The organism is Mycobacteroides chelonae (assembly GCF_016767715.1).
GTDB lineage: Bacteria > Actinomycetota > Actinomycetes > Mycobacteriales > Mycobacteriaceae > Mycobacterium > Mycobacterium gwanakae.
This window is the reverse complement of record NZ_CP050145.1, coordinates 4,430,580-4,456,244: the sequence shown is the minus strand read 5'-3', so window position 1 is coordinate 4,456,244 and position 25,665 is coordinate 4,430,580. Positions and strand designations below refer to the sequence as shown.

Annotated in this window: 28 protein-coding genes; 16 read left to right on the top strand and 12 right to left on the bottom strand. The window is 64.9% G+C overall.

Going from position 1 to position 25,665, the window contains the following annotated elements:
• Nucleotides 1-24 precede the first annotated feature (24 nt).
• Nucleotides 25-1,869: an Hsp70 family protein gene (locus HBA99_RS21930; RefSeq protein WP_070932539.1), complete on the bottom strand. Its 1,845-nt coding sequence runs from the start codon at nucleotides 1,867-1,869 to the stop codon at nucleotides 25-27.
• 180 nt (nucleotides 1,870-2,049) lie between these two features.
• Between HBA99_RS21930 and HBA99_RS21925 the strand changes: the two genes are divergently transcribed.
• Nucleotides 2,050-2,694: an Rv0340 family IniB-related protein gene (locus tag HBA99_RS21925; protein ID WP_057966221.1), complete on the top strand. Its 645-nt coding sequence runs from the start codon at nucleotides 2,050-2,052 to the stop codon at nucleotides 2,692-2,694.
• Here the strand turns inward: HBA99_RS21925 and HBA99_RS21920 are convergent.
• The 5 genes from HBA99_RS21920 to HBA99_RS21900 are packed head-to-tail and all read right to left on the bottom strand — an operon-like array spanning nucleotide 2,691 to nucleotide 6,011.
• A complete protein-coding gene (locus HBA99_RS21920) occupies nucleotides 2,691-3,116 on the bottom strand; it encodes a DoxX family protein (protein WP_044105374.1) in 426 nt (141 codons plus the stop codon). The genes HBA99_RS21925 and HBA99_RS21920 overlap by 4 nt on opposite strands.
• 27 nt (nucleotides 3,117-3,143) lie before the next feature.
• A complete protein-coding gene (locus HBA99_RS21915) occupies nucleotides 3,144-4,067 on the bottom strand; it encodes a M56 family metallopeptidase (RefSeq protein WP_070932541.1) in 924 nt (307 codons plus the stop codon).
• Nucleotides 4,064-4,426, bottom strand: coding sequence for a BlaI/MecI/CopY family transcriptional regulator (locus HBA99_RS21910; RefSeq protein WP_081347673.1), 363 nt, complete (start codon nucleotides 4,424-4,426; stop codon nucleotides 4,064-4,066). Before HBA99_RS21910 ends, HBA99_RS21915 begins: the two co-directional genes overlap by 4 nt.
• A gap of 17 nt (nucleotides 4,427-4,443) precedes the next feature.
• Nucleotides 4,444-5,325, bottom strand: coding sequence for a cytochrome c biogenesis CcdA family protein (locus HBA99_RS21905; protein ID WP_070923128.1), 882 nt, complete (start codon nucleotides 5,323-5,325; stop codon nucleotides 4,444-4,446).
• On the bottom strand, nucleotides 5,322-6,011 hold the full coding sequence (locus HBA99_RS21900; protein ID WP_070923127.1) for a DsbA family protein: 690 nt from the start codon (nucleotides 6,009-6,011) through the stop codon (nucleotides 5,322-5,324). The genes HBA99_RS21905 and HBA99_RS21900 overlap by 4 nt, the downstream gene beginning before the upstream one ends.
• 344 nt (nucleotides 6,012-6,355) lie before the next feature.
• Between HBA99_RS21900 and HBA99_RS21895 the strand changes: the two genes are divergently transcribed.
• The 6 genes from HBA99_RS21895 to HBA99_RS21870 all read left to right on the top strand — a co-directional run bounded on the left by HBA99_RS21895 (nucleotide 6,356) and on the right by HBA99_RS21870 (nucleotide 12,853).
• The gene (locus tag HBA99_RS21895; RefSeq protein ID WP_057968936.1) at nucleotides 6,356-7,573 is read left to right on the top strand and encodes an IniB N-terminal domain-containing protein; all 1,218 of its coding nucleotides are present in this window, start codon (nucleotides 6,356-6,358) and stop codon (nucleotides 7,571-7,573) included.
• 126 nt (nucleotides 7,574-7,699) lie between these two features.
• Complete coding sequence (locus HBA99_RS21890) at nucleotides 7,700-9,559, top strand: dynamin family protein (protein WP_030097178.1); 1,860 nt, start codon at nucleotides 7,700-7,702, stop codon at nucleotides 9,557-9,559.
• A complete protein-coding gene (locus HBA99_RS21885) occupies nucleotides 9,556-11,058 on the top strand; it encodes a dynamin family protein (protein WP_070923126.1) in 1,503 nt (500 codons plus the stop codon). Before HBA99_RS21890 ends, HBA99_RS21885 begins: the two co-directional genes overlap by 4 nt.
• Nucleotides 11,059-11,062: 4 nt before the next feature.
• Nucleotides 11,063-11,719 carry a hypothetical protein gene (locus HBA99_RS21880; RefSeq protein WP_070923125.1) on the top strand — a complete coding sequence of 219 codons (657 nt, stop codon included), beginning with the start codon at nucleotides 11,063-11,065 and terminating at the stop codon, nucleotides 11,717-11,719.
• Nucleotides 11,720-11,737: 18 nt separating this feature from the next.
• Nucleotides 11,738-12,391: a hypothetical protein gene (locus tag HBA99_RS21875; RefSeq protein WP_070923124.1), complete on the top strand. Its 654-nt coding sequence runs from the start codon at nucleotides 11,738-11,740 to the stop codon at nucleotides 12,389-12,391.
• Nucleotides 12,392-12,469: 78 nt separating this feature from the next.
• Nucleotides 12,470-12,853, top strand: coding sequence for a hypothetical protein (locus HBA99_RS21870; protein WP_070921076.1), 384 nt, complete (start codon nucleotides 12,470-12,472; stop codon nucleotides 12,851-12,853).
• Here HBA99_RS21870 and HBA99_RS21865 read toward each other — a convergent pair.
• From HBA99_RS21865 to HBA99_RS21855, 3 genes are read right to left on the bottom strand one after another with little or no spacing between them, the layout of a single operon-like run.
• Complete coding sequence (locus tag HBA99_RS21865) at nucleotides 12,847-13,329, bottom strand: hypothetical protein (protein ID WP_030097173.1); 483 nt, start codon at nucleotides 13,327-13,329, stop codon at nucleotides 12,847-12,849. The genes HBA99_RS21870 and HBA99_RS21865 overlap by 7 nt on opposite strands.
• Before the next feature lie 57 nt (nucleotides 13,330-13,386).
• Nucleotides 13,387-13,860 (bottom strand): hypothetical protein, encoded by a 474-nt coding sequence (locus HBA99_RS21860; protein ID WP_070923123.1) that lies wholly within the window; start codon nucleotides 13,858-13,860, stop codon nucleotides 13,387-13,389.
• 24 nt (nucleotides 13,861-13,884) lie between these two features.
• Complete coding sequence (locus tag HBA99_RS21855; RefSeq protein WP_070923122.1) at nucleotides 13,885-14,820, bottom strand: LLM class F420-dependent oxidoreductase; 936 nt, start codon at nucleotides 14,818-14,820, stop codon at nucleotides 13,885-13,887.
• A 113-nt stretch (nucleotides 14,821-14,933) separates the two neighbouring features.
• Here HBA99_RS21855 and HBA99_RS21850 point away from each other — a divergent pair, with 113 nt between their 5' ends.
• Nucleotides 14,934-15,449, top strand: coding sequence for a redoxin domain-containing protein (locus HBA99_RS21850; protein WP_064409772.1), 516 nt, complete (start codon nucleotides 14,934-14,936; stop codon nucleotides 15,447-15,449).
• A gap of 15 nt (nucleotides 15,450-15,464) precedes the next feature.
• On the top strand, nucleotides 15,465-16,316 hold the full coding sequence (locus HBA99_RS21845; protein WP_070932547.1) for a cytochrome c biogenesis CcdA family protein: 852 nt from the start codon (nucleotides 15,465-15,467) through the stop codon (nucleotides 16,314-16,316).
• Nucleotides 16,317-16,320: 4 nt separating this feature from the next.
• On the opposite strand, the gene HBA99_RS21840 is transcribed toward HBA99_RS21845, so the two are convergent.
• Nucleotides 16,321-16,755, bottom strand: coding sequence for a hypothetical protein (locus tag HBA99_RS21840; protein WP_131822824.1), 435 nt, complete (start codon nucleotides 16,753-16,755; stop codon nucleotides 16,321-16,323).
• Between the two features lie 357 nt (nucleotides 16,756-17,112).
• On the opposite strand from HBA99_RS21840, the gene dnaK reads away from it, so the two are divergent.
• Genes dnaK through HBA99_RS21820 form a run of 4 tightly spaced genes read left to right on the top strand, consistent with a single transcriptional unit; the run spans nucleotide 17,113 to nucleotide 21,289 of the window.
• The gene (gene dnaK, locus HBA99_RS21835) at nucleotides 17,113-18,981 is read left to right on the top strand and encodes a molecular chaperone DnaK (RefSeq protein ID WP_030097167.1); all 1,869 of its coding nucleotides are present in this window, start codon (nucleotides 17,113-17,115) and stop codon (nucleotides 18,979-18,981) included.
• A complete protein-coding gene (grpE, locus tag HBA99_RS21830; protein ID WP_030097166.1) occupies nucleotides 18,978-19,670 on the top strand; it encodes a nucleotide exchange factor GrpE in 693 nt (230 codons plus the stop codon). The genes dnaK and grpE overlap by 4 nt, the downstream gene beginning before the upstream one ends.
• 45 nt (nucleotides 19,671-19,715) lie before the next feature.
• The gene (gene dnaJ, locus HBA99_RS21825; RefSeq protein ID WP_070951963.1) at nucleotides 19,716-20,900 is read left to right on the top strand and encodes a molecular chaperone DnaJ; all 1,185 of its coding nucleotides are present in this window, start codon (nucleotides 19,716-19,718) and stop codon (nucleotides 20,898-20,900) included.
• Nucleotides 20,897-21,289, top strand: coding sequence for a heat shock protein transcriptional repressor HspR (locus HBA99_RS21820; RefSeq protein ID WP_044105369.1), 393 nt, complete (start codon nucleotides 20,897-20,899; stop codon nucleotides 21,287-21,289). The genes dnaJ and HBA99_RS21820 overlap by 4 nt, the downstream gene beginning before the upstream one ends.
• On the opposite strand, the gene HBA99_RS21815 is transcribed toward HBA99_RS21820, so the two are convergent.
• Together HBA99_RS21815 and HBA99_RS21810 are read right to left on the bottom strand one after the other, a co-directional pair.
• Nucleotides 21,286-22,440: an FAD-binding oxidoreductase gene (locus tag HBA99_RS21815; RefSeq protein WP_030097163.1), complete on the bottom strand. Its 1,155-nt coding sequence runs from the start codon at nucleotides 22,438-22,440 to the stop codon at nucleotides 21,286-21,288. The two genes, HBA99_RS21820 and HBA99_RS21815, sit on opposite strands and share 4 nt — an antisense overlap.
• 316 nt (nucleotides 22,441-22,756) lie before the next feature.
• A complete protein-coding gene (locus HBA99_RS21810; RefSeq protein WP_070952426.1) occupies nucleotides 22,757-23,791 on the bottom strand; it encodes an ABC transporter permease in 1,035 nt (344 codons plus the stop codon).
• A 97-nt stretch (nucleotides 23,792-23,888) separates the two neighbouring features.
• On the opposite strand from HBA99_RS21810, the gene HBA99_RS21805 reads away from it, so the two are divergent.
• The 3 genes from HBA99_RS21805 (at nucleotide 23,889) to HBA99_RS21795 (ending at nucleotide 25,665) form a co-directional block, all read left to right on the top strand.
• On the top strand, nucleotides 23,889-24,512 hold the full coding sequence (locus HBA99_RS21805) for a TetR/AcrR family transcriptional regulator (protein WP_070951964.1): 624 nt from the start codon (nucleotides 23,889-23,891) through the stop codon (nucleotides 24,510-24,512).
• A 293-nt stretch (nucleotides 24,513-24,805) separates the two neighbouring features.
• Nucleotides 24,806-25,069 carry an SRPBCC family protein gene (locus tag HBA99_RS21800; RefSeq protein WP_234798075.1) on the top strand — a complete coding sequence of 88 codons (264 nt, stop codon included), beginning with the start codon at nucleotides 24,806-24,808 and terminating at the stop codon, nucleotides 25,067-25,069.
• A 59-nt stretch (nucleotides 25,070-25,128) separates the two neighbouring features.
• Nucleotides 25,129-25,665 carry an SRPBCC family protein gene (locus HBA99_RS21795; protein WP_057968948.1) on the top strand — a complete coding sequence of 179 codons (537 nt, stop codon included), beginning with the start codon at nucleotides 25,129-25,131 and terminating at the stop codon, nucleotides 25,663-25,665.

Sequence of the window (25,665 nt, the reverse complement as noted above, 5' to 3'; positions counted from 1 at the left end):
AGGTTCCGTTTTCCCGAGGGGCGCTCAGTTGCGCGGACCGATCGGGATCGGCGGCAACCCCGGGATCGTGATCATGGGGCGCGACGTGGACGTGGAGGCCGGTTGCGTGGTCGTTGTCGGCGGCTGAGTGGTCGTCGTGGTTGGTGGCGTCGTCGTGGTGGTCGGCGGGGTCGTGGTTGTCGTGGTCGTCGTTGTGGTGGTGGTCGTTGTCGTGGTCGTCGGGGGTGTGGTTGTCGTCGTCGGTGGCGGCGGCGGAGGCTCCGGCGAGGGCGGCGGCGGTTGCACCGACTGCGTCACGGTGTGGGTCTGCGGTGGTGGCGGAGGTTCGGGCGACGGGGGCGGCTCGGCCGGGGCATCGCCTGTGCTCGGCACCACGCTCACGCTTGGTGTGGTCGGGGCGGGGGCCGGTGACTCATTGCTGGTCAGCGACACCATCATTCCGGTGAAGGCGATGCCGGCCACCGCCGCCGCGGCGATGAACCACACCAGCGGCCGGCGGTACCACGGCAGCGGTGGGTAATCGTCGTAATCGTCGTCGGCCGCATACGGTTCGTGGCTGAACTGAAGCTCGGGACGGGCGGTGGTGGGTTCAGCCGGGCCGTGGTAATCGTCGTCGAGGTCAACCGTGTATCCGGTGCTGTATCCGCTCTGGTAGCCCGTCTCTTGCAGCGGAGCCAGGTCAGGGGCCGAATCATCTTGGGACCACGCCAATTCCGGTGCATCGTTGGCGGCTGCGGCCACCGGAGCGGCAAAGGTTCCGGTACCGGTGGGCGCCGGGCGCATCATGGTGGCATCGCCCGTCGGTTGCTCGACCGGGCGCATCGCGGTGGCATCTTGCGGCGGCAGATCGGGCCGGGTGGCCAGCAAGGCCACGCCCTGGGCGGCCGCGAGCTGTGGCTGGGATCCGGTGATGACCGGTACTCGCATCCGCTCGGAAAGTTGTTGGGTGACAAGAGGAATGTTGGCACCACCGCCCACGGAGGCGACCGCGTTGATATTCGCCGGATGAATACCGTTGCGTTCCACAGTGTCCTGAATGGCGTTGATCAAGCTGGAGAGCGGGCCGCGCAGATGGTCTTCGAGTTCGGCGCGGGTGAGCCGAACGTCGGTGGTGATGCCGGGAAGCGCCACCGGCACCGAGGTCGCGGTCTCGCCAGAGAGCCGCTCCTTGGCCAACCGGCACTGATCGCGCAGTCTGGTCAGCGCGCCGACCGACGTGGTGCCCTCGGGATCCTGGTTCAGGTCGGTGAGGACCTGCGTGAGGAGCATCTGGTCAATCTGCTGGCCGGAGAACTCGACGAACCGGACGGTCTGCCCAATCTGCTGGAATCCCCGTGCCGCATCGGCCAGGGTGATGCTGGTACCCGAGCCGCCGAGATCGCACACCACCACGACACCGCGGTCGGGCACTCCCGGCCCCGCGGCCAGCGACTCCAGGGCTGCGCGCGCATCGGGGATCAACTTGAGCTGCCTACCGCCCGGTGCGAGGGCGGGAACGCGATCGATCGCGTCCCGGAGCGTGGCGACGGTCTGCGGGCTCCAATGCGCGGGAATTGAGGCGGACAGTGCCGGAGGCGCGGTGAATTCGGCAGCGGAGGCCGCGTCGGCGATGAGTACGCGCATGGCTTCGGTGAGTGCCCATTCGGCCCGGTGAACCGATCCATCCGCCGCCACGATGCCGACGGGGTCGCCGACCCTGCCGACGAATCCGGTGAGCGTCAAACCTGGATGGCTCGGTACCCCAACCTCGGGTGGACCGTCCTCATGCAGGGTGAGGATCGAACTGCGCACCACGGGTTGGCTCTGCGGGTCGTCGGCTGTCGCGACCAGTTGAGTGGCGCCGATCGACAGTCCCAGTGCGTTGGCCATACCTATCCGTTCGTTTTGCGGCGCTGTGGCGTTTCACCCCGCAGCCCAACAGTAGGGGATGACGGTCGTCACACCCCCTAATGACGACATATCCCCTAACGCGCGTCCCCCAACGGGCACTGGTGGGAAACGGGTCGCGCCCCGTAGCCGAGGTTCCCGGTGGCTCCTACCATCGCAGACATGGGCAATAACCTGTTGGATTTCGTCATGGCACTGGTCCGTGACCAGGACATGGCTGCGCAATACGCGGCCAATCCCGAACAGGTCATTGCCGACGCGCACCTGGACGGAGTCCAGCCCGCCGATGTCTCCGCGCTGATTCCGGTGGTCAGCGAGTCGATACCGGCTGCCCTGGGAACACAGGCCTCGCAGTTCGCCGCGAACCCGGCGGCCACCGATCTGACGCATGCGGTGCAGACCGCAATCCCTGCCGACAACATCTGGGCAAGTGGTGCGGCGACCAGTGCCTTCGAGGCGTTCGATTCGCCGTTCACCGCGCCGACGCATGATCCGAGCCTGGATGCGGGTCTGCACGCGGCGACCAATGCGGTATCGGACCTGAGCGTTCGTCAGGACGCGATCACCGTTCCCGACCAGTTCGGTCCATCGGCCGACAGCGCGGTGGCCGCGATCGACCAGTTCCAGGCTCCGTTGCACGCATCCCCGTCCGGGTTGGACGCAGCCGGGTTCGAGCCCCAGCATTTCGGTTCCGAACTGGGAGCCGGCGGTTCCGGCGATGCGGGTCTGCAGGATCCGTTCTTCGATCATGGAGACCTTGGCCATCAGGCCGGAATCGATCACGATCCCGGAATCGACCAGTTCTAACGCTGAGCGCGCCGGGCGCGCACACGGTCGAGCGATAGCCGGGTGTCATCTGCCACGAGGGCCAGGAGCAGGAACCCCCAGCAGAATGTGGCCGCGAAGGCTCCACCGTTTTGCATGGGTTCCCAGTGCACCGGCAGGTGTTCGAAGAAGTATGCGTACGCCATCATTCCCGCCGCGAGAACCGCGGACACTCGTGTCCACAATCCCACCGTCAGCAGGACGCCGAGGGCGAGCTCGAACACGCCTGCCCACCAGTACGGCCAGTTGAGGAATGGCTCGGGATGTCCGGAACCGGTAGGTGATCCGCTCCACCAGCCGAAGATCTTCTGGGTCCCCTCCAACAGGAAGATGACGCCGAACACCAGGCGGGCGCCGGTGGGAATGGCCCAACGCGCGATCTGACCGGCGCGCTGAATGTTCATGAACCCTCCTCGTCGATCCGACCGGGTTTAGAACGTGCAGTACGCCCTGAACAGCGCCACCAACACCGCGCCGGCAAGGGCCGTGGGAAGTAATGCGAAGCCGAGCATCAGTCGGCAGCGTCCTATCGACGCACGGCAGGTGGGTCCCTGGGCTCGCAGCCAGATGAGTCGCACCGCCACCGATTCGCTGGACATGTTCAGTGCGCCACGCATGGCCATGCCCGACTTGCTCATGGCCAGCAGCGCGGCGTGCACGGTCCGCGGCCCGTGGGCCCGCGCTGCCGCATCGTCGGCTGCCAGCTCCACCATCAGCCGCACCATTCCCGGCGCACGGCGCATCAACGGCAGTATCGGCAGTGCCGCTGCCGCGATATCGGCACACAACACAGCCACGTGGTGCCTGCCGCGAATGTGTGCCAATTCATGCTCGATCACTGCCGCGCACTGCTTTTCGCCGAGGCTGCGGATGCCGTGAGTGGCGACCACTGCCCCGCGAGCACCCCCGAGGCTGTAGGCGATCGGCCGGGGGTCATCGATCCAATGGACTTGCCCGGAGCGGCACGTCGCCGCCCGCAGCATCCAGAAGTGGCGGGCGCGGTGCCGGCGCGCAGCGCGCAGGCCCCGAACGGCCACAAACGCGACCCGAGCCAGGATGGTCAGCGGCAGTAGCGAGATCGCAAGCTGAACAAGGGTTCCGAAGGATGAGTGCGGGATGGTTCCGCTCAGACATCCGCCCACCAGCGTCGTGACACCGCGGGTGTCCAGTATGTGAGGAAAGAGCAGCAGCATCGCGGACAACGCCGTGAGTACGAGGAAGGCCATCAGCGCTCCGAGCCACGCGGCCAGCGCTGCGGCCGGCAGCAGTGTGGGACGCACGGTCGGCCGCAGACATGCCGGTCCGGCGACACCAATGAGGGCCGCACTTGCCATCAACACCAGGGCGACGGTCATGTCAGGCCGCCCCGGCGGAGGATTCTGCGCAGCACCGTAAATTCCTCGGGGGAGGCAGATCCGGCGAAGTGCAAGAGCACCCCTTCGGCATCGCCGCTCGCGGCCAGGACTTCCCGGACCATCTGTGCGGCCGCGGCTTCGCGCGTTTGCGCCGCCCGGTAGCGAAACGCCCGCCCGACCTTTTCGCGAGTGACGTGCCCTTTGTTGTGCAGGTTGTCGAGGACCGTCATGACTGTCGTGTACGCCAAGGGGCGCTCCAGTCGATCCAGGACATCACGGACAGTCACCGGTTCGGCCGCGGACCACAGCACCTCCATGATCGTCGACTCCCGCTCGCCGAGGCCGAACATGTCACGCACGCGCTGTCTCCTTCTGGCTAGGTGCGGTCATCGGTGTCCTCTCTCGTTCTGTCACTTTGGTCTCGGGCGCCGCGCGCCGCAGCGGTGCGGGGATACAGCAGACGCATCAGAACTACTGCGAATGCGGCGCAGGCGATCCCGAGCGCGACGGCCGCGTTCGGCAGGTGCGAGGTCAGGTCCTGCAGCCTCGCTTGCATGTCGAATTGAGTATCGCTGCCGGTGATCCCGCCGAGTGCAGCCGTCCCGTCGGTGGCCACAAAGAATATGCCGATCACGATGAACATCCCACCGGAGATGAGGTTTGTGGAATGGGTTCGCAGCCGTCCGATCCGGATCTCGGTTCCCCGCACCCACCGTCGGTCAGCCAGCCTCAACCGTCCCCAGGCGAATGCCAGTACGAACAAGGGCGCCGCCATGCCCAGTGAGTACAGCGCCATGAGTAAAGCGCCATAGACCGGGCTGGAGCCGATGGCGGCCACCGTCAACACACTCCCGAGTATCGGCCCGGAGCAGAATCCCGCGAGCGCGTACACGGTGCCGAGCATCAGGACCGACAGGCCCGAGGACAGGTCGAGGCGAGCCGCCACCCGCGCCGCCGGGCCGACGCGGAAACCGAACCCGGCGATGATCGCCACACCGAGCGCGATCATCAGCAGGCCTCCCACCGTTGTCACCTGGGAACGGTATTCGGTAAGTAGCGCGCCGATCGCGCCCACGCCCGCACCTAAAGGCACCAGCACGGTGAGCATGCCCAGGTAGAAGAGCCCGGTCCTGCGCAGCAGCAGGCCGGCTCGGTCAAAGGAGTATGCGAAGAACGACGGCAGGAGCATCGCCGAGCACGGGCTGACCAACGCCAGCACACCACCGAGCAGGGCACCGAGGACCCCGACATCGATCACCGCTGAGCCTGCTCGATGACCGATACGAAGACATCCAAGGGCTGCGCGCCCACCACCGGCTGGTCATTGATCACGAAGACGGGCGTCGAAGACGCACCGATCGCAACAGCTTCCTGAATATCTTGCTGTACGGCAGGCAGTAGCCGATCGCCCGCGACCGCTGCCTGGAATCGCGGCAGATCCGGGACCCCAGCTTCGCGAGCTCGTTCGAGGAGGACCTCGTCAGTCAGCTCGGCGTGGCCGCGATCCGGTGCATGCCGATACACGGTCCGGTTGAACTCCCAGAACCTGCCTTGTTCCGCTGCTGCTCTACCGGCCTTGGCGGCCTGCACCGATTGCGCCCCGAAGATCGGGAGATCACGCCATTCGATGCGCAGCTTCCCGGTGTTGACGTACCGCTCGACGAGTTGCGGCTCGGTATCCCGGCTGAACTTTGCGCAGAAAGGGCAGCGGTAATCCGAGTAGACGACCAGCACTACCGGCGCATCGATTGGGCCGAGTGCCATCGGATCATTCGTGTGCAGCCGGGCCAGGCTGTTGTGGTGGGCGGTGGCCGCCGGTGAGCCGACCGATGCGGTGCTCTTGCCGCTGTGATCGAAGAACAGGTACGTGGCCAGCACGACGATGACGACGCCCAGGGCCCCGGCGATCCAAATATCACGCTGACGGTTCTCGCTTCGCCGCACGGTTTCCCTCTTTCGATCTACTAACCGACTTAGTATTTAACTACTAGGAAAGATAGTAGATAAATACTAAGGCCGATAGTATTTAGCACGTCTGTGCTGTTCAGGGCGTTGTGGCCGTCCAGTCGTCGGCGGCGGGAACCGGGCGATGGTGTGACGACGAGCGACCGGAGAACCCGACCCCTAGTGGCCCCCTAATCCCCTAATGGGGACGACAGCGGACCCCCATGGGGGATTGGCGGAGAAGGGGAAGTTCTCCCGTTTCCAGGGCACTTGCAGGTTCGTAGGTTTGTATTCAGTTCGACCGGACAGAACCGGTTGACTCCGATCCCCCAAGGAGACCTCAAATGTCCATCATCGACTTCATCCTCAACCTCTTCCGCGACCCCGTGCAGGCCGCAAGCTACGTCGCCGACCCGCAGACCTCGCTGGCCAACGCCGGGCTGTCGGCCGTCACCGCCGCACAGGTGGGTGCGGTCATGCCGGTCGTCGCCGAATCGGTGGCCTCCAACTACGGCTACCAGTCGCAGTGGGTCAACACCGGCAACCCGATGAACGACCTGTCGGGCAACCTGCAGAACTACTACGCCGCACAGCCCGATGCCCCGAGCATCCTGTCGCCGTCTCTGCTGAGCCCCCGGGACAACTTCAGCCCCCGCAACAACGACTTCATGAGCCACAACGACACCGAGTTCGCGAGCCACAACCCGATCGCGAGCGGTAACCAGGTCATGAGCCCGAGCGGCAACGTCGACAGCTTCAACCGTGGCCCGCTGCTGGACCTGAGCTTCGGCGACCTGCAGTTCGGTAACCGCGACACCAACGCCATCGGCGACGGTGCGGTGGCCGTGGGCGGAAGCAACTCCGGACCCATCGCCTCCGGCAAGGGATCTACCGCGGTCAACGGCGATGTGCGCGATAGCAACATCATCAACGCCGACCACGGCAGCAAGGTCGGTGTCGACCAGAGCCAGACTCGGGTCGGCGGCGATTACACCAACGTCAGCGGGCACGGCTCGGCCGGTATCGACAAGAGCGTGACCGTCGTGGACGACCACTCGCAGCGCAACACCACCAACATCAACGATTCGTTCAACACCGATCGCTCGACGAACATCGGCTCGGGTAACACCACCCACACCGACATCGCCTCGCACAACCAGGTGAAGACACAGACCGATATCGGCTCGCACAACCAGACGAGCACCAGCACCAACACCGATATCGCGTCGCACAACAAGGTGAACACCGACATCGCGTCTAACAACCAGGCGCACACCGGCACCTCGCTGAGCAACTCGCACACCAACGCGATCAACGACTCGCTGAACACCTCGCACTCCGCATCCAGCAGCACCGCGGTGAGCAACTCGCACAGCAGCGCCATCAACGATTCGCTGAGCAGCCCGCTCAACGCTTCGCACAGCTCCTCGATGAACGAGTCGTTCAACTCCTCGTTGGGCTCGCATGGCGCGGCCGGTACCGGATTCGAGGCCCAGGCACAGGCCCAGGGTCACGCGTCGGCCGCCGACCACACCACCCTTCCGGGAACCGAGCACCACTAGTCCCCGGGCGCGATGCCCCGCACCAGTAATGGTGCGGGGCATCGGCATGGATACCGGATTGAATTGTGCCGGCCAGAAGAAATGGCACAGTAATGAGGAATTTCGAGCCAGAAGGGTTAGGGAACCGTGTCGGACACCGCGCAGGACGGCCAGCAGCAGCTGGCGCTCGTCAACGAGCTGCTGGGGCATGTGCGCAAGATCGCGGGCGAGAACGATCGGGGCGATCTGATCGACCGCCTGGACCGGGTGGACAGCCTTCTGGTGGACCGTCCGCTGCGCGTGGTGGTGGCAGGACAGCTCAAGCAGGGCAAGAGTCAGCTGGTGAACTCGCTACTCAACATGCCGGTCGCGCGTGTGGGCGATGACGAAACCACTTCGGTGACAACCGTTATCAGCTACGGCGAGCAGCCCTCGGCCGCCCTGGTGGTGGCCCCTGCCGAGCAATATGACGGCGGGGGACTGGCCGGGGAACCCGAGATCATCCCGATTCCGGTGGCCGATATCGGCAAGGACCTCAAGCGTGCACCGCAGGCACAGGGCCGCGAGGTGCTGCGGGTGGAAATAAAGGTTGCCAGCCCGATGCTCAAAAGTGGTCTGTGCCTGGTGGATACGCCCGGCGTCGGCGGGTTCGGTCAGCCGCACTTGTCGAGCACCCTCGGGCTGCTGCCGGACGCCGATGTCATGCTCATGGTGAGCGATCTCAGTTCCGAATTCACCGAACCCGAACTGGTTTTCATTCAGCAGGCACTCGACCTGTGCCCCGTCGCGGCCATCGTCAACACCAAGACGGACCTGTACCCGCACTGGCGCGAGGTGGTGGCTGCCAACTCCGCCCATCTACACCAGGCCAAGATCACCGTGCCCGCTATCACGGTGTCGTCGGCGCTGCGTTCGCACGCGTTGCAGCTCAACGACAAGGAACTCAATGCGGAGTCCAACTTCCCCGCATTGGTGACATTCCTCAGCAATGCCATCGCGGACCATCAGGCCAGCTCGCGACAGCAGGCGGTCGCCGAGATCGGTTCGGCATCGGAGCATCTCACGCTCACCCTGGACGCCGAGCTCAGCGCTCTGCAGGATCCGCAGAGCCGCGACGAGCTCACCTCAGACCTGGAACGCCGTAAGCGTGAGGCCGAGGAGGCGCTGGCTCATACCGCACTGTGGCAGCAGGTTCTCGGTGATGGCATCACCGATGTGTCAACCGATGTCGAGCACGATCTGCAATCACGATTCCGGCGGATCCTGCAGCGGACCGAAGAGGTGATCGACCGCACCGATCCCACCAAGAACTGGGCCGAGGTCGGCGCCAAACTCGAGCAGGCCGTGGCCAACTCGGTGGGAAACAACTTCGTCTGGGCACATCAGCGGGCGATGCACCTGGCCGCTCAGGTGGCCGAGACGTTCGCCACCGCCGGCATGGACTCGGTGAAGATGCCCCGGCTGCGGGCCAGCGAGATGGGCGCGGATCTGAGTGACCTGAAGTCGCTGTCGAAGCTGGAAGCCAAGCCGATCAAGTTGGGGCACAAGGCCATCACCGGGCTGCGTGGTTCCTACGGCGGTGTCATCATGTTCGGCATGCTGACCACCGTCGCAGGGCTCGGGATGTTCAACCTGATCTCGTTGGGGGCCGGTGCGATGCTGGGAAAGAAGACCTACAACGAAGACATGGAGAACCGGATGCTGCGCATCCGGGGTGAGGCCAAGACGAACGTCCGCCGCTTCCTCGACGACGTGTCCTTCGTGGTGCTCAAAGAATCACGCGACCGGCTGCGTCTGGTGCAGCGCCAGCTCCGGGATCATTTCCGCGATATCGCCAACCAGACCACGCGCTCGCTCAACGAATCGCTACAGGCGGCCATCGCATCGGCGCGGCTGGAGGCCGAGGATCGCGATGCGCGCACCCGTGAGGTGGAGCGCCAATTGCATATCCTGCGCCAGGTCAACACGCATATCGACGGACTGGAAGGGCTGCGTCCGTCCGCATGAGTACCATTGAGCGGGCCCGTGCCATCATCGGTGAGGCCATGCGCGCCTACCAGGGTGATTCGCGGTACGCGCGGATCGCGGAGCCACACGACGAGCTGAGCCGTATTGCTGCCCGGCTCGACGAACCGATCCGGGTGGCCATCGCCGGAACTCTCAATGCCGGCAAGTCAACACTGGTCAATGCACTTGTCGGAGAAGACATTGCACCCACGGATGCCACCGAGGCCACCCGGATCGTGGCGTGGTTTCGTCATGGCGCCGCTCCGCAAGTCACGGCCAATCTGTTCAGCGGCGTACGCCAGGACATCCCGATCCGTCGTGACGGCGGCCTTTCCTTCGAACTCGACCGGCTGGACCCGGCCTCGGTGGCAGACCTCGACGTTCACTGGCCCGCACCGGAATTGAATGAGATCACCCTGATAGACACCCCAGGGACTTCGTCGCTGTCCACCGAGGTCTCAGAGCGCAGTCTCGCGCTGCTGGTGCCCGAGGACGGAGTGCCCCGGGTGGATGCGGTGATCTTCCTGCTGCGCAGCCTGAACGCCGCCGATATCGGCCTGCTCACCCAGATCGGCAAGCTTGTCGGCGGCGAGCGTGGGGGAGCTGTCGGGGTGATTGGCGTCGTATCGCGTGCCGACGAGATCGGGGTGGGCCGCCTCGACGCGATGCTGTCCGCGCGTGAGGTGTCCGCCCGGTTCGCCGGCGAGATGGAACGCACCGGGATCTGTCAGGCCGTGGTGCCGGTCGCCGGGCTGCTGGCGCTGACCGCCCGCACACTGCGGCAAGCGGAGTTCATCGCACTGCAGAAACTCGCGGAAGTGGATCCGCAGGTGCTGGCCAAGGCGCTGCTGTCTGTGGATAGGTTTGTGCGCGAAGATGATTCGCTTCCGATTGACCCACAGACCCGGGCCGCACTGCTACATCGATTCGGGATGTTCGGTATCCGGATCGCGGTGGCCGTCATCCGGGTCGCGGGCACCTCCGAGATCACCGCCACCGGGCTGGCCGAGGAGCTCCTCGAACGCAGTGGACTGGTGGAACTGCACAACATCATCGCCAACCAATTCGGTCAGCGCGCGGGCATCCTGAAATCTCATACCGCGCTGCTCTCGGCCCGTCAGGTGCTGACGTCCTACCCGGTCCAGGGCGGCCGCCCGGTGATCGACGACATCGACCCCCTGCTCGCTGACACTCACGCCTTCGATGAGCTACGGCTGTTGGCAGAGTTGTCCTCCCGAACCACCACGCTCACCGAACACGAGACGGTGCTCATCCGCAGACTGCTGGGAGCCTCCGGCACGGAACCGGCCGCCCGCCTGGGTCTGGACGAGACTCGCCCGGATCCGCGGCGTGCCGCCCTGGATGCGGTGGGACGCTGGCGCGCGCGGGCCGCGTATCCACTCAACGATCCGTTCACCAGCCGTCTGTGCTTAGCGGCTGCCCGCAGTGCCGAAGGCATACTCACCCAGTTGTCTGCGCACGAGCGCCCGGCATACTGAGCAGATGATGATGCGCCTGTCTGCCGCGACCGTAATCCTGATGGCCGGATTCGGCACGGCGACGGCAGTGGCGGAGCCCACCCCCAATCCGGCCGGGCCCGCTCCCAGGCCGGTGCCCGCGGGCGTGTGGATCAGCCCCGGTGAGATCCCCATGAACGGCGAATACCACTGGTCAGCGGCCAACCCGACCGCAACCGGCAGGGCTTCCTTCCTCAGCATGCGGCTCTGCGGCGCCCCGTCGTCGGACGTCCTTCCGCCGGCCTCGGCCATCGCCACCCAGGCCGCGTCGGGCGTCGCGGCATCCGTGGTGCAGGCGGCTGGACAGTGGCCCGAAGGAAATACCGATGGGGCCGCGGCCTTCCAGAGTGGTATTCGATCTCAGCTCAACTACTGCCCGGGAGTAGGCGACGTCATCAGCGTCGATCTGCGCCCGGCACCCTCGTGGTACGGCTTTGCGGCGACCCTGCTGATCGGCAAGGAGCGCGATAACCCCACCAGCGAGGTGCACATCTACAACGTGGTTCCGCCCGAGTCGGGCACCGTTTCCGAGCTTGCTGTCACCGTGCCCCGCACCGGCCGCGAGCCCTCGCCATGGAAGCCCGTCGATGACGCGACGGTTCTGCGCGCCCTTGCCCAGCCGCTGTGCAAGGGCTCCTGCTAGCGAGGGATTTCTGTGACGATGCGCGGGTGGCAGCGGGCAATTCCGGCGATTGCTGTGATCGCCTGCCTGGGCACCGCGGCTCCGGCCGCGGCGGATCCGAAGCCTGTGCCCGACTCGGTGTGGATCAACCCGCGGGACGTCCCCATGGATCACGTCTCACACTGGGCTCCCTTGTCGCGCAACGCAACCTCGGTTGACCGCCCGGCCTTCTGGTCAGCGAATCTCTGCTTCTCGCTGGGAGAGAGTCTGCCGCAATCGCCCGAATCTGCTTCCTCGACAGTCACTTCGGATGATTCCGGGTGGACGGCGGTGGAGGTGATCGCACACTGGCCCGGCGACACGTCGGTGACCGACCAGTACGCGTCGACCGTCTATCGGTCGCTGCGCGCACGGCTGGATCACTGCTTCAACGCCGTTGGCGCCCAGGTCAATGTGGTCGACCTGCCCAATGGTCATGCGGCCACGGTGACGCTGCCGGCGCAAGGTCGCAAGCAGCCGCAGTACCGGCTGTATGTGGTGGAGCCGCCCGGTACCGGAACGGTGGCCGAGCTGACCGTCACCAACGCCGTCACGGGTGCTGTCGGTTCGCCCTGGGCAGAGGCCGATGAGCAGCAGGTTCTGCGCAATGTGGCGGCACCGATCTGCCGCACCGCCAAGAGCTCAGCCTGCTGAAATTCACGTCCAGTTTTTTGTCGCTTCGGATATCGAATCACCATCATTGCGTGCCCTTGACGGCGTAGCGTCCCAGGTATGCACGGACGCGGAGTCCTTTCAGGCGTATGCGGTATCGCGACGATCATCGCGATGGCCGTCCTGCTCACACCGGTGTCTATTCAAGTCGACACGGGCGGTGCCACCCAGTCGGTGACCTGCGGTATGCCCGTGGGGCCCCGACTCACCCGGAGCGCGGAGCTGGACAAGATGAGTTCCGGTGCGAATCAGTCGACCAACTACCACGACCAGTGCGCCGCCAAGCTCGATACGCGTCGCCTCTGGGCGATCCCGATCGGTGTGCTGTCCTTCGTCGTTGCGCTGTGCGCGGCAGGTCACCTATGGAACGAGGCTTCCCCCGGAAAACCCGGCAGGACCCGTCAGGGCGTCACAGGTCCGCCGGGAATCCGGATGGCTCACTGACCGCCAACGGGCACCTGGACGTTGCCGCCGCCGGGAATCGGGATCACCACTGAGCGTCCGGTCGTGGTGGTCGGCGGGGCCGTCGTTGTCGTAGTCGTCGGCTGAGTGGTCGTGGTGGTCGTCGTATCCGTAGTGGTGGTCGTGGTCGTCGGCGCAGTGGTCGTCGTTTCGGCGCTCTGACTCGGCGACTCGGAGACGGTCTCGGTCACCGTGGAGTTGCCGCCGGTGGTGCTACCGGAGCCGCCATGCCCCTCGTGGCCGCCGGAGTTGGCCGGTGCCGAACTGCTGGTGGTCGCGGATGTCACCGAGGTGGTGCTCCCAGCGGGGGCAGGCTTGTCGCTTCGGGTAATCACGAAGGCGATGATCACCGCGATGACCGCCACCGCGGCCCCTGCCAGGGCAATGAGCACGGCCGGCTGCTTGTACCAAGGGTTGGGCCCATCAGGTCCCTGATCGTGGTACTGCTCGTTGTACATCGTCGGGTCTTCTGGCGGCTCCGGGTAGGACATGATCCGGAGCGTAACCCAACTCCCTTACAGCCCCGGTATTTGCGGGATCTGTGGAATAGGCGGGATTTGTGGGATCTGCGGAATCGGTGGAATAGCTGGCGGTGAGGGGATCGCGGGTGCCTGCCACTGGTACGTCGTCGAGGTCGGGGTGTCGTAGTACGTGGGCTCGGAGGTCGGCGCGGGCGGCACCGGCTCCTGCGTCGATTCGATGGTCGTGGTCTCGGTGGTCGTCGACGACGATTCAGGTGAAGGCTCAGTGGCGGTGGTACTCGGCGTCGGCGATGTCGTCGTCAGCGGTGTGTCGTCGTTGACCACGCGCTTGTCCGTGGACAACACGATGGTCATGAGCACCGCGACGATCGCGATGATGGCAGCGATGGTGCCGACGATCGCCGGCCCCGTTCGATACCAGGGCGTCGGCTTCTCGCTCTCCTCGATCATCCCCGAGAAGTAGCTCTCGTCGTCGTCGGGAGCGTTCGGTGTCTCGTGCTCACTCATCGCGCGGAGCCTAACCGAAGAATGTCAGCCGAACTGCGGGATTACCGTCGAAGCGAAGAACTCCAGGTGATCCAGATCCCGTATGTCGAGTAGTTGGGCGTAGACCCGCTGGACCCCGGCGTCGATGTAGGTGCCCAGCTTGTCCGCCACCGCGTCGGGAGTGCCCGCGAGCGGGCTGTTCTCGGTGATCTCGTCTACCTCGCGGCGGGCATTGGCCGCGCGGCGCGCGATATCGGCATCCGTATCGCCGACGCACAACGCGAAGGCCGCCGAGTAGATCATCGAATCTGCCGGCCGCCCAGCGGCTTCGACCGCTTGCGCCACTCGTGCGTACTGGCCGGTGACGACATCGACGGGCTGAAACGGCACGTTGAACTCGGCGGCAAAACGGGCGGCGAGTGCCGGAGTGCGCTTGGCGCCGAGCCCGCCGATCACGATCGGCGGATGCGGCTCCTGCACAGGTTTGGGCAGCGCGGGGGAGTTGGTCACCGTGTAGTGCGTGCCCGCATAGGAGTAGGTGTCGCTGGTGGGTGTGGACCACAGGCCGGTGAGGATGTCGAGCTGCTCTTCCAGACGATCGAACCGCTCGCCCAGCGGCGGGAAGGGAATGGCGTAGGCCTCGTGCTCCTCGCTGAACCACCCGGCGCCCAGGCCGAGATCTACTCTGCCGCTGCTCATCTCGTCTACCTGTGCAACAGTGATGGCAAGCGGTCCCGGATGGCGGAAGGTAGCCGAGGTGACCAGGGTGCCCAGCCGGATGCTGGTGGTCTCCCGGGCGATCGCTCCCAGTGTCACCCATGTGTCAGTGGGGCCGGGCAGCCCGTCGGCACCACCCATCGCCAGGTAGTGATCGGACCGGAAGAACGCGGAGAATCCCAGTTCTTCGGCGGCCTGTGCCACCCGCAGCTGATCGGAGTAGGTGGCGCCCTGCTGCGGTTCAACGAATACCCGGAAGTCCATGACTGCCAGCGTACGTAAGGCCGCACACCCGAGCGCGGGCGCGTTGCGTCGATGGTTACGGTGAGTAGGCGAGATGGGCGTGAGTTGATGAGAATGCGGCGAAACGAGGGAAAGTGATATCACGCGTTGCGGTTTCGGCTATCGCGGTGCTGGCTCTGGGTATCGGGCTGACCGGTTGCTCCGGGGCCGACAAGAACGACACCTCCACGGCTGGCTCGTCGTCGTCGCAGTCCTCGCGGTTGCTGAACTTCAGCGCCAAGACCATCGATGGTGCCGACTTCGCGGGCAGCAGTCTGACCGGTAAGAAGGCGGTGCTGTGGTTTTGGGCGCCGTGGTGCCCGACCTGTCAGAAGGAAGCGCCCGATCTGCAGCGGGCGGCCACTGCGCATCCGGATGTCACCTTTGTGGGGGTGGCGGCGCAGGACCAGGTGTCCGCGATGCGGGACTTCGTGACCAAGTACGGCCTCACCTTTGTTCAGCTGGCCGATACCGATGCCGCGGTGTGGGCGCTGTATGACGTCACCCATCAGCCGGCTTTCGCGTTCCTGGGATCTGACGGCAATGCCCAGGTGGTCAAGAGCCCGCTGTCGGGACCAGAACTCGACAAGAGAATCGGGCAGCTGCATTGATGCTGCGGTACTGACGTGATTGATACCGCAGCACTGACTTTCGCGCTGGGGGCGGGGCTGGTGGCCGCGCTCAATCCATGCGGCTTCGCTTTTCTCCCGGGTTATCTCGGGCTGGTGATCGCCGGTAGTGACGGCACCGCATCGAGGCTGACCGCTGTGGCGCGGGCAGCGACCGCGACGGTGGCGATGGCCGCCGGTTTCCTGACGGTGTTCGGGATTTTCGGGCTGGTGATCTCGCCGGTGGTCGCCTCGGCGGGTCGCTACATGCCCTTCGCCACCGTGGTGATCGGTGTCGCGCTGGTAGCGCTGTCCCTCTGGCTGCTGTCCGGGCGTGAGCTCACCGTCGTGCTGCCCGGGGTTTCCGGCGGGGCGCCAACGGCCTCGCTGCTGTCCATGTACGGCTACGGGCTGACCTACGCGGTGGCATCGCTGTCCTGCACGGTCGGCCCGTTTCTGGCGGTCATCAGCACCACCTTCAAACAGGGGTCCATCGTCTCGGGGGTGCTGGCCTTCGTCGCGTACGGGGCGGGGATGGCCGCGACCGTCGGCGTCGCGGCATTAGCCGTTGCGCTGCTGGGAAATTCGGTGCAGGCCACCATGCGGAAGGTCTTGCCGTATGTGGGCCGCATCGCAGGGGTGATCGTGCTGCTGACCGGGCTGTACGTCGCCTACTACGGCTATTACGAGATTCGGCTGAACTTCGGCGACGGGAGCGCCGACGACCCGGTGATCAACGCGGCAAGCGAGGTGCAGACCTGGCTGGTGAGCGTGGTGGACGAGACCGGCGTGTGGCCACTGCTGGGCGGCATCGCGTTGATTGTGGTTGTCGCGGCGGCGAGTTCGTACGCCGTGCGCAGACGGCGCTGAGTTATCAGCTGGCCGGCGGAGGTGGGCAGTGGTTGCTTTGTTGCAATTGGCTGACCAGGCCCGTCAGTGTGTCTTGCTGGGCGGACGCCTGGTCGAGATCCTGCTCCTGCGAGGCGGACATGGGGTGCCAGGTTCCGTCCTCATCGGACACGGTGACTAGCTGGTACTGATTCTGCAGGTCGTTGATCGTGCTGGTCAGATTGCGCAACGGAACGTCAAGGGCAGTGATACGGGCGTTGGCGTTCACCTGGTTCATGTAGCTCACCCCGTGAGTGAGTTGCGTGATGTCGTACCTTCTCAGGCCGCGAGGCTGAAGGCCCGCACCGATGTCATCGTTAAGGCTTTCGGCGATCTGCCCTAGAGCTGTGCACACGGGCTGGGATGGCGCAGGGTCAGCCCACGCGATCGGTGCCAGCACACCCCCTGCGATACCAGCCACGATGACAGAAGCCGCGACAGTACGTCGGGAAACCATGGCCCGCCTCTCACTGCAAGATTTGTTGTCTACCGAATCAAGCTAGTGACGAATTCTGGGAACGAACTGAGGATGGCCAGGCTCGCCTGTTGCGGGATCGGGGGTGGCGCTGCGCAGACACTTCACAAGGACCACCTGCATCGATGTGTCGTGTATGCAGGCGAGTAGGTACCGGGAACAAATGTCGGCGGTGGTCCGTTGACCAGTATGTCGAACTTGAGTCATATAGGCTCAACTATGGCTTGACGAAAAGATCCGGACGAGGCAAACTTGAGCGGATCTCACTGAAGGCATTGAGGTAACCAACAGGAGGAATGAACTATGGCTCGTGCGGTCGGAATCGACCTCGGGACCACCAACTCCGTTGTCGCCGTCCTCGAAGGCGGCGACCCGGTAGTTGTCGCGAACTCGGAAGGCTCTCGCACCACCCCGTCCGTCGTTGCGTTCGCGCGCAATGGCGAGGTACTGGTCGGGCAGCCCGCCAAGAACCAGGCGGTGACCAACGTCGACCGGACCATCCGGTCGGTCAAGCGTCACATGGGCACCGATTGGTCCGTTGAAATCGACGGAAAGAACTACACCCCCCAGGAGATCAGCGCCCGCACGCTGCAGAAGCTGAAGCGCGACGCCGAGGCCTACCTGGGTGAAGACATCGAGGACGCCGTCATCACCGTGCCGGCGTACTTCAACGACGCACAGCGTCAGGCGACCAAGGAAGCCGGCCAGATCGCCGGTCTGAACGTCCTGCGCATCGTCAACGAGCCGACCGCGGCCGCCCTGGCCTACGGCCTGGACAAGGGCGAGAAGGAACAGACCATCCTGGTCTTCGACCTCGGTGGTGGCACCTTCGACGTGTCGCTGCTGGAAATCGGCGACGGCGTCGTGGAGGTCCGTGCGACTTCCGGCGACAACCACCTCGGTGGTGACGACTGGGACGAGCGCATCGTGACCTGGCTCGTCGACAAGTTCAAGGCCAGCGCCGGTATCGACCTGACCAAGGACAAGATGGCCATGCAGCGTCTGCGTGAGGCTGCCGAGAAGGCGAAGATCGAGCTGTCCAGCTCGCAGTCGACCTCGATCAACCTGCCGTACATCACTGTTGACGCGGACAAGAACCCGTTGTTCCTCGACGAGCAGCTGACGCGTGCCGAATTCCAGAAGATCACTCAGGATCTGCTGGACCGCACCCGCAAGCCGTTCCAGTCGGTCATCAAGGATGCCGGTGTTTCCGTGGCCGACATCGATCACGTGGTGCTGGTGGGTGGTTCTACCCGTATGCCCGCGGTGACCGATCTGGTCAAGGAGCTGACCGGCGGTAAGGAGCCCAACAAGGGCGTCAACCCCGACGAGGTTGTCGCCGTGGGTGCCGCGCTGCAGGCCGGCGTGCTCAAGGGCGAGGTGAAAGACGTTCTGTTGCTTGACGTCACCCCGCTGTCCCTCGGTATCGAGACCAAGGGTGGCGTGATGACCAAGCTCATCGAGCGCAACACCACCATCCCCACCAAGCGGTCCGAGACCTTCACCACGGCAGACGACAACCAGCCGTCGGTGCAGATCCAGGTGTACCAGGGCGAGCGCGAGATCGCTTCGCACAACAAGCTCCTGGGCTCCTTCGAGCTGACCGGTATCCCGCCGGCTCCGCGCGGTGTGCCCCAGATCGAGGTCACCTTCGATATCGATGCCAACGGCATCGTGCACGTGACCGCGAAGGACAAGGGCACCGGCAAGGAGAACACGATCAAGATCCAGGAAGGCTCCGGCCTCTCCAAGGAAGAGATCGACCGGATGATCAAGGACGCCGAGGCACACGCCGACGAGGACAAGAAGCGCCGCGAAGAGGCCGATGTCCGCAACCAGGCCGAGTCGCTGGTCTACCAGACGGAGAAGTTCGTCAAGGAGCAGCGTGAGCCCGCCGAGGGCACCGAGAAGGTCGTCTCTGACGAGACGCTCTCCAAGGTGGACGACGCCATCGCCGATGCCAAGAAGGCACTGGAGGGCACCGATATCGGCGCCATCAAGGAAGCGATGGAGAAGCTCGGCGAGCAGTCGCAGGCACTGGGTCAGGCCATCTACGAGGCCGCAGCCGCCAAGGCTGGGGCTGAAGGCGCCGGAGCCGAAGGTGGCGCTGGCGCTGCCGACAGCGATGTCGTGGATGCCGAGGTCGTCGACGAGGAGAAGGACAGCAAGTGACCCCGTCAGGTGGGCAAGATCGGGATGAAGAACGCGAACCGGTGACCGTTACCGATAAGCGCCGGATCGATCCCAACACCGGCGCGGTTCGCGAAGAGGCGAAGGTGGCTGAAAAGCCAGCCACCGCAGCGGAACCGGGTGCTTCGGCACCCGGGTCCGCGGCCTCCGGGGGCGAGTCGGATGCGGATGCCAAGGTGGCCGAACTGACGGCCGACCTGCAGCGTGCGCACGCCGACTTCGCCAACTACCGCAAGCGGGTGGAACGGGACCGGCAGGCCGTCATCGATTCGGCCAAGGCGTCCGTAGTGGCTCAGCTGCTGGGTGTGCTGGACGATCTCGACCGCGCGCGCGAGCATGGCGACCTGGAATCAGGTCCGCTGCGCAGTGTTTCGGACAAGCTGTCCGCGGCCCTCGAAGGGCTGGGATTGGCGACATTCGGTGCCGAAGGAGACGACTTCGATCCCTCGCTGCATGAGGCGGTTCAGCATGACGGCCAGGACGGCCATCCCGTGCTGGCGGCGGTGCTGCGCAAGGGTTACAAGATGGGTGATCGGGTGCTCCGTACCGCGATGGTCGTGGTAACCGACGGAAGTCCCAGTGATCCGGCAAGTCCCGAGGGCGGCGACACGACTCAGCAGGAACCCGGAACAACGGGTGCCGAAACGCAATCCAAGACAGAATCAGAGTAAGAACTGCACAGCAATACCCGATGGACGCGAAGGAGGTGATGTCGGGTGACGCAACGTGAATGGGTCGAGAAGGACTTCTACAAGGAGCTCGGCCTCGCCTCCACCGCGAGCCAGGACGAGATCAAGAAGGCCGCACGCAAGCTGCTGGCCGAAAATCACCCGGACAGAAATCCGGGGAACCAGGCCGCTGAGGACCGTTACAAGGTCGTCAGCGAGGCCAAGGACGTGCTGTCGGACCCGGCCAAGCGCAAGGAGTACGACGAGACCCGTCGGCTCTTCGCCGGTGGCGGGTTCGGACGGCGCTTCGGCGACAATGGATTTGGTGGCGGCGGCGGATTCAGCGGCGGCGCCAACAGTGCCGAGTTCAACCTGAACGACCTGTTCGGTAACGCCGACACCTCCGGTGGCGGCGGGATCGGCGATCTGTTCGGCGGCCTGTTCGGGCAGCGCGCGCAGCCGCGTGCCAGTCGCCCGCGCCGCGGCAACGATCTGGAAACCGAGACCCAGCTGGACTTCGTCGAAGCATGCAAGGGCGTATCGGTTCCGCTGCGGCTCACCAGTCCCGCTCCGTGCACCACCTGCCACGGCAGCGGCGCTCGCCCGGGTACCAGCCCGAAGGTCTGTGGCTCCTGCAATGGCAGCGGCGTCATCAATCGCAACCAGGGTGCGTTCGGATTCTCCGAACCATGCGCCGATTGCCGTGGCACGGGCTCGATCATCGAGAACCCGTGCACCGACTGCCAGGGAACGGGCGTCACCACCCGAACCCGCACCATCACCGTGCGGATTCCGCCGGGAGTGGATGACGGACAACGTATTCGGCTGGCCGGACAGGGCGAGGCCGGACTGCGCGGCGCTCCTTCGGGCGATCTGTACGTCACCGTGCACGTGCGGCCCGACAAGGTGTTCAGCCGCGACGGCGACGACCTGACTCTCACCGTTCCGGTGAGCTTTACCGAATTGGCTTTGGGTGCCACGGTTTCCGTGCCGACACTGGAAGGCCGCGTTGGGGTGAAGGTGCCCGCGGGTACCTCCGACGGACGCATCCTGCGGGTGCGTGGGCGCGGCATTCCGAAGCGTGCGGGCGGTAACGGCGATCTGCTGGTCACCGTCAAGGTGGCGGTGCCCTCGAAGCTGGAAGACAGTGCGCTGGAGGCGTTGCAGCGCTATCAGGTGGCCGAGAAGGCCAGCGGATTCGATCCGCGCGCAGGCTGGGCGGGTGCACGATGACGGCCCGCCGTCAGCCGGAGCGAGGAGCCCGCACCTTTCTGATCTCCGTGGCCGCCGAGCTCGCCGGGATGCACGCGCAGACCCTGCGAACCTATGACCGGCTAGGGCTGGTCATCCCCGAACGCACCAGTGGTGGCGGTCGGCGCTACTCACAGCGTGATGTGGACCTGCTGCGCGAGGTGCAGCGGCTGTCGCAAGATGAGGGCGTCAATCTCGCTGGCATCAAACGCGTTATCGAGCTGAGCAATCAGGTGGAGGCTTTGCAGGCCAAGGTCGCAGAGCTCACGGCCGAGGTGGCCCAGTTGCGCGCGGCGACGGCGGGCCGTGAGGTCGCAATCATCCCCAAGAGCACCGCGGTCGTCGTCTGGCAGCCGCGTCAGCAACGCTAGAGCGGGTCGTGCTGGATTCTGGAGGCGTCGGCCCCCTTTGAGACCAGCGCCTCCTTGGTGGCCTGGATCATCGAAGCGGAGCCGCCGAGCAGAATCTGGCGATCACCCCAGCCGCCGTAGGCCGTCACCACCTCCGAGAGCAATCCCGTCTGGCGGACGTGCAGGCCCCGTGGTGGTGTCGGATCGTGGTATTCGTTGGCCCAGTCCGGGTTTCGGGGGTATTCGGACACCGGTGTGACCGACAGCCACGGATTCGTCGAGGCGATATGCCACAGGGTCCACAGGTCGTAGAGTTCCTGCGGATAGCGTGCCCCGTAGAACAGGTGGACCCGCGGATTCTCGGCCCATTGCGACAGCTCCATGATGAGACACCGCAGCGGTGCGATGCCGGTGCTGCCCGCGACCATCAGCACATCTCCACCGTCGCGGTTCACCGACAGCGCGCCCAGTGGTGGCGAAATTCGCCAGGTGTCACCGACTTTCGTCTTGTTGACCATGTCACCGCTGACAAGTCCGCCGGGTACGGCCTTAACGTGAAATTCGATGTAGCCCTCGGGGTCCGGCGGAATCGCCAAGCTCAGATAGCGCCAATTCCGCGGGCTCTGCGGTACCTGCACATGTACGTACTGCCCGCAGTGGTAGTCCATGGGTGCGTTGAGTTTCAGCCGGATCAACGCAAGATCCCGTGAGGTGCGGTGGTACTCGATGACCTTCCCGTCCCACCAGGGCTGGCCGCTGTCCGAGGCGGCGGCGCTGCGCATCACCTCGACCATCACCGTGTAGACCTCGGTGGCGGTGGCTTCCATCCGCTGGTCCCAGATCGGTTGCAGCACCTCGCGTGTGGCGTCCAAGAGGGCCTGACGCATGGTGCCGTACTGGCTGTCGGTGGCCCCGAACTTCCGATGATCCCGGCCTAGCTGCGCCAGGAAGTTGACCAGGCCTTCGGTCCGGTAGGCCGCCATCTCCCAGAGCACGAACTGCAGCGCCTGACGGAAGTGTTCGCGCGGTGTCGACATGTCGGCAGGGAAAAGGTCGCCGACGGCGGGGTCGACGGCGAACCAGCGGCTGTAGAAGCTTCGGACAAGTTTGTCTCCCGATAGCTCGACCCCGCCGACCAAGTCGTGCAGTGCTTCGACGTCCTCAAGCCCCACGAGCTTCCGTTGCCTCGCCTTTCCTGGTCCTGCCCACCAAGAGGCCAGTCTAGGAGGGAAGTTTGTGGACCGTCTGGGACTGGATGAGGTCAGCGGGGGAAACGGGTGACTTACGGGCCGCATACTCGTGTGCTGAAAGCACTGCCAGGGCTAGTTGTCTGCACTACAGGCGCATGTTTATGGCTTGAGCATTTTTGCCAAGTGGTGCGTCGGCGGCGTGGGGGGAATCACGGAGGGGGCCTTCTGGGCCGATCGAGTGCGAGCCTGACGCGGGTGTTGGGCTCGAAATCCGCGTCAGGCTCGCACTCGACAGTTGTTAGACCAGCTCCGGTTTGCGAAGTTCTGTCACGTTCACGCCGCGCACCATCGCACGCTGCCGAGCCCCGTCGAGTGCCAGCATCGCGACCCCGAGGCCCACCCAGCAGCACAGGATCAGGATCACTCCGGCCGAACCGGCTCCGTCGAAGTAGGCCAGGGATCGCAGCAGCGTGCCGTTGGCCCCTGGTGGCAGGAATTGCCCAAGTAGGCCAAAGCCTTTGGGCAAGAACTCGGGTGCACTCGTTAGCCCCGAGAGTGGGTTCCCGATCAACACGGCGACGGCCGCTCCCAATCCGATTCCCGGATATCCGAGCAGGGCGCCAAGGCCGGTGATGCTCAACGACATCGCCATCATCCCCAGCGTGAGGCCGGCGGTCACTCCCCAGAAGTTCTCGGTGATGACGCCCAGCCAGGAATCCAGGATGACGCAGATGGTGAGTGCCGCCAGGAACGAGAACCCAGTGGCTGTGGCTGCTTTGAGCCAGGTTCTGCCGGGAAACAACAGGGTGAGAGCGACCGCCGGAAGCAGCCCGCCCAAGGTCATGGGCAGGGCCGCTGCGGCCAGGCCGATGCCGCGCGGATCCGAGGGCGGCAGTGGAGCGAGGTCCTTGATGGACACCGCCATCCCGCTCTGCTTGCCGATTTGTTGACCGATACCGGTCAGTGCTTGTGCGACGGCAGGGCTGCCGCCCGTCGCGACCACGACGGTGGGTGCCGGGGGCATGAGGACGAATCCGCCGTAGACGGAGCGGTTTCTGGTCGCCTCCTCGAGTTTGGTTTGACTCGGGTAGTGGGTGACGGCGAACGCGCCGGGTGAGGCACCCGCCAGTCGCTCAGTGAGCATGGCCACCTGCGCCGCCGATCCTGTGACTCCGATCGGCACGTCGCGCGGTGCGGTGCGTGCCGAGGGCCAGGCGAAGGCGATGAAGATGGCCCCGAGTGCGCACGTCAGCAGGGCGGCAACGGATGTGGCCCGCGCCCAGTCCGGCACCTGGTGATGAGCGCCCGGTCGGAGTTCGTGGTGGCCCGTCATCTCATCCTCCATTTCATTAAGTGTTGAATTAATTGAGATGAGAGTAGATCGCATGTGGCCTTTTTTCAACACTTGTGGAAAATTGATACCGTAGAGCATGGCAACCAGCACGAATACCGCCCGCCGGGGCCGCCGTCGCGGGGAAGCGGTCTCGCGAGAGCATGTGCTCGACGTTGCGAAGCGCTCATTCGCCGAGCGCGGCTATGAGAAGACGACCATCAGGGGTGTTGCCCGCGATGCGGGTATCGATCCGTCCATGATCGTGTACCTCTTCGGGTCGAAGGATGAGCTGTTTCGTCAGTCGATCCAGCTGGTGATCGATCCCAACGAGCTGGTGCTCGCTATTCGCGAGGGTGAGGGCACGGTCGGTCAACGCTTCGTCAACGCGTACCTGTCGATGTGGGAACAGGCAGGCACGGTCGACACGATGCTCGCGATCCTGCAGTCGGCCACCACCAACGACGATGCCCATCGCGCGTTTCGGGATTTCATGCAGAACTACGTGTTGGCCGCGATCAGCGAGGAGCTGGGTGGGGGGCCGGAGGTGCGGACGCGATTCGCGCTGGCGGCCACCTCGATGGTCGGGACCGCGCTCCTGCGATACGCACTCAAGATCGATCCCTTGGTCGCGTTGACCAGGGAGCAGATGGTCGCCATATTGGCTCCGACCGTTGATCGGTATCTCACGGCCGATGCTTCCGAATTAGGTTTGCCTAGCTAACTCATCTAACTACAGCAGTCGCCCAGGTTCACGGAGTACAAAGGTCTCACCACCGACAAGGGAGTGTGTGCCGTGGGCGATCTTGACGAGCGACCGGATGTTGTCGCCGATTTCTTCTATCCGCACCCTCCCGGGCGCGTATGGAACGTCTTGGTCGACCCCGATGTCATGGGGGACTGGTTCGTCGAACAGGTTGGGTTCCGCGCCGTGGAAGGTACGCGGTACCGGCTCACCGATCTTCCGATGCCGATTGCCAACTATTCCGGGACATCGCGTGCGAAGTCTTGGTGGCTATGCGCAACGAAATGCTGGCGATTTCCTGGTGGGATACGAAATCGCCAGACCCGGTGGCCTGGCGAACAGCGTGGACGTTGTGCGAGGTTCCCGGCGGCACCGTGGTCAGCGTGAGCCGACCGGCTTTCAGTAGCGATGACCCTGCTGTGCGCAGGATGGCTGGCCTGTCCGATCGGTTCTGGCCGACGGCGATGGCCAAGCTCGGGCGCCTGATCGATTGTGCAGCGACTACCCCGGCTGGCGGGGGCGCCGTTGAGCTCTAGCCGGGTGAGTTTGCCTGGCTAACAGATGCGAACACGGCGGTAACCCAGATTGATGGGGTATGAAAGATAACCCCATCAATCTGGAGAGTGCTGTGCTCGACGACGCGAACGACATCGCCACCATTCTTCTCGACCATTTCTATCCGCACCCGCCCGCGCGGGTGTGGAGCGTGATCGCGTGCCCAGACGCCATGGAGGAATGGCTGATGGACCCGGTTGGCTTTCGGCCCCAGGTCGGAACCCGGTTCCGTTTCAAAGCCTTCCCCCTGCCCATGGCCGACTTCTCGGGCGCGCTGTCCTGCGAGGTCCTCGCGGCTACCCCGAACAGGGTGCTGTCGATCCGCTGGTGGGATATGAAATCGTCCAAGCAGAGGGTGTCGACGGTGACGTGGACGCTGCACGAGGTTCCGGGCGGCACCATGGTCACGTTCCGGCACGAAGGGTTTGATCTCAGCGATTCGGCGTCGCGTATCTACCGGAAGATCTCCGAGCTCGGTTGGCCCGGCACGATGGGCCGGCTCGGACGATGTATCGACACCGCGCCGCGCGCCGAGAATCAGCCCCCGTGCCGTTTGGTCACCGATGTATCCGCCTGA